The 3,359-nt window shown below is 52.5% G+C and carries 1 protein-coding gene and 1 pseudogene; both read right to left on the bottom strand.

Going from position 1 to position 3,359, the window contains the following annotated elements; translation table 11 throughout:
* Positions 1–941, bottom strand: a pseudogene (locus C814_RS20175) (helicase-related protein); the annotation flags it as partial.
* Between the two features lie 80 nt (positions 942–1,021).
* A complete protein-coding gene (locus tag C814_RS20170) occupies positions 1,022–2,848 on the bottom strand; it encodes a reverse transcriptase domain-containing protein (protein WP_016317317.1) in 1,827 nt (608 codons plus the stop codon).
* Positions 2,849–3,359 lie beyond the last annotated feature (511 nt).

The raw sequence follows: 3,359 nt of genomic DNA, 5'->3' as shown, positions 1-3,359 counted from the left end.
ACATAGCGGTAAACATGGACCAGCGGGTTCTGGTTGCCCTGGCGCTCGATCCGCCCTTTTCGCTGGGCCAGATCTCCGGGCCTCCAGGGGCAGTCCAGATCGTGAAGGGCCACCAGCAAATCCTGCACGTTGGTCCCGGCCCCCATCTTCTGGGTGGAGCCTAACAGGACGCGCACCTGGCCGGAGCGGACTTTGGAGAACAGCTCCTTTTTGCGGACTTCGGTATTGGCTTCATGGATAAAAGCGATCTGGCTGGCGGGCATACCCTGTGCGATGAGTTTCTGCCGGATGTCCTCATAGACCGTAAAGGCCAGCGGTTTCTCCGGCTCTGGAACTGCCTGTTCCAAAGCGTGAAGTATCGGGTTATCCAGCGTTTTAGCCACCTTTTTGGAGCCAGCCGCCTGGGGTGTGGAAATGTCGCAAAACACCAGCTGGGTCAGCTTTTCCGGCTGTCCGTCCCGCCAGATTTGCAGGATATTGTCCACGCACTGGTTGACTTTTGTGCCGGGTTCGTCCGGCAGCATGGGGTTGATGATGCGCTGGTCCAGCCCCAGCTTTCGGCCATCCGAGGTGATTTTCAGCATATTGTCGGTTGATGGGTCAACGGTCCCCGAATGGACTTTGGCGGCGCGCTCGGAGAGGGCCTTCACCATATCCTGCTGGTGTTCGGTGGGCTTTGCCACGATGTTGTGGTATTCCACCTCCGGGGTGGGCAGGTCCAGCTGGTCGGCGGTCTTGATGTCCGCCACCTCTTTGAACAGGTTCATCAGCTCCGGCAGGTTAAAAAACTTGGAAAATCTTGTCCGCGCCCGGTAGCCGGTTCCCTCCGGGGCCAGCTCCAGGGCTGTCACCGTTTCACCGAACCGGCTGGCCCAGCAGTCGAAATGGGTCATGTTCAATTCCTGGAGCCGCTCATACTGGAGGTAGCGTTGGATGGTATGAGGTAAGCACCACATGGGCACTCCCTCCCGAACCGTGCGGGCACCTCTCGATGCACACGGCTCTCCGTACTGTTATCGTTTTACGACTTCATCGAATTGTGAATTTCTGCATGACAGGATGGGCAAACGGCCAGAGTCTTGCGATGCCGTTTGCGCATAAGGATTTCCCACTCGTATTGCCCTGTAAGGTCTTTCAGACGCTTTACTTGGTGCATGACTAAACCGCCGCACTCCGCACCGCACAATTCGCACTGTTTAGAGCGCAAGCGAGTGGCCAGACTGTTGGGCTTGCTGTACTTTTTGTAAATATCCAGGATATCCACCTGCCCCAGTTGCGGCTTATCCTGTTTACGAAAGCCACTGTGGTAATAAATTGCTTCTTTGGGGCCTGCTTTCGTCGTGTACGGCACTGTGAACTCGCCGTTTTTGACATATCTCTCCTTGATTTTCCTGACCTGACAGCGATACTTGGAGCCAAAAGTTTTCAGCATACTGTACTTCATCAGGCTTGAGAAGTGATTCAAGGTGGACACATTTCCAGCTAACGAGTAGTAGTTGTACAGTCCCCGGACTTCCGCATTATAGCGGCTGAGGATTTCAATATCCGTCCTGTTCATGAGTTTCCCACGCGGCATAGCTTTCCACCGCTCTTTGCCCGAAGCGTCCTTACTGATTCGGATTGCGCCCAGTTCCAACAGCTTTGCAGCCCATTTCTCTTGGGGCATACGGAGCCGGACAACGCCGTAGTACACACGCTGCCGCTTTCCGTTTTTCAGCCGCTTGATGTCCTGGCTTCTGGAAACATAGATGTCATAGTTCAGGAATCTTGCGCACTGGGCTGTGTTGGTGATTTTGGTCTTTTCTGCCGACAGCGTAAGCCCCAGCTTTTCCTTGAGAAATACTGCCAGGTCTTGCTTGAGCCGCTCTACGTCCTCTCGACTGCCAACAACTCCAACCAGGAAGTCATCGGCATAGCGGACATATTGCAGGGACTTATAGCTGGTTTCCCTAAGCGGATGCGTTGGGAGATTTCTCTGTTCTGCCCGCATTTGCCGGAGTATCCGCGCACGTTTTTTCTGTTCCTCTGCACCCAGCGTATTCCAGACCTTATCGTTTTTGGCCTTATATCGGAAGATTCTGCTTGCCATATTACGATGGGCTGGGTTCACAGTCCGTGCTGGTCTGCTGAATTCCTGCTTATATTCCTCCATATACTTATCCAACTCGTTCAGATAGATATTGGCGAGGATGGGACTGATGCCAGACCCCTGTGGAGTGCCGGTGTAGGTTTTGTGGTATTTCCACTGTTCCATATATCCGGCTTTCAAAAATTTCCACATCAGGCCGATAAAGGCTTCGTCCTTGATTCGCCTGCGGAGAATTTCAATCAGTACATGGTGGTCAAAGCTGTCGAAACACGCTTGGATATCGCCCTCCACAAACCACTTTGCGCCAGTGAACGTGTTCTGAATTTTGACCAGCGCGGTGTGGCAGCTTTTTCCAGGGCGGAATCCATGAGATACATTGGAAAAGGTCGGTTCATAGATGCTTTCCAAAATCATTCGGACTACTTCCTGCACAAGCTTGTCATCCCCGGATGGAATGCCAAGCGGCCGCTTTTTCGCCGGGTTGTTCTTTTTGGCGATATAGGTGCGGCGGGCAGGGTTCGGGCGGTACGAGCGGTCTCTCAGGGACGCAATGATTTTGTCAATGCGTTCCAGGCTCATACCATCGGTGGTTACGCCGTCCACGCCCGGTGTCACGCTGCCGTCATTTGTGTAGATATTTTTATAGGCGAGCAGATAAAACTCCGGGTTGTACAAGTTGCGGTATAGCCTTTCATACTTGTACATGGGATTTTTCGATTTATCGCTTAAACTATTCAATACATCAGTTGGCTTTCTCATAGTGTCTCACACACCATCCTTTCATTTTTGTATTGAAGAAACAGACTGCTTCCCTTCGCCATGTGAGCGGCTTTCCCGCTTCCGTTTTTACGGCTGTCCCTGTTGATTCAGGGTTCTCGGACTACTATGGAAGCTGTGTTGCCCTGCCCGCTGGCTGCGGGTTTAGGCAATCCCCGGTAGCATATATCAAACATGAGCTTTCTGCGTTTTCGGTAAAGGGGTTTTCCCACGTGACGTTCGCCATTTCCCTCTATCTGGAGGCGCTGCATCCTGAATATCACACGCTTGTCCCTATACACATGACAAGCGCCATGATTTTGTCAATATGAGTTGACACAATTCACGCAAGGAATATAGGATCTAAGCAGCAGCCGCAGTGAGGGACAGATAGAAGCGCTCTCTCTTGACAGCGGGTGGAAGGCCGCCGTTGGCGGAGCAGATACGGCGGTTGTTCCAGTAGCTCATAAAGTAACGCCAAATAAGAGATCTGAGTTCCTCCACGGTCAGCTGT

The sequence above is a fragment of the Anaerotruncus sp. G3(2012) genome, assembly GCF_000403395.2.
Lineage (GTDB): Bacteria > Bacillota > Clostridia > Oscillospirales > Ruminococcaceae > Anaerotruncus.
Note: the sequence above shows the minus strand (reverse complement) of the source record. Positions and strands in the feature narration are given on the sequence as shown.

What these genes read in the sequence shown, in the direction of transcription:
- C814_RS20170 (WP_016317317.1), bottom strand. Translation starts at nt 2,848, where the DNA reads ATGAGAAAGCCAACTGATGTATTGAATAGTTTAAGCGATAAATCGAAA.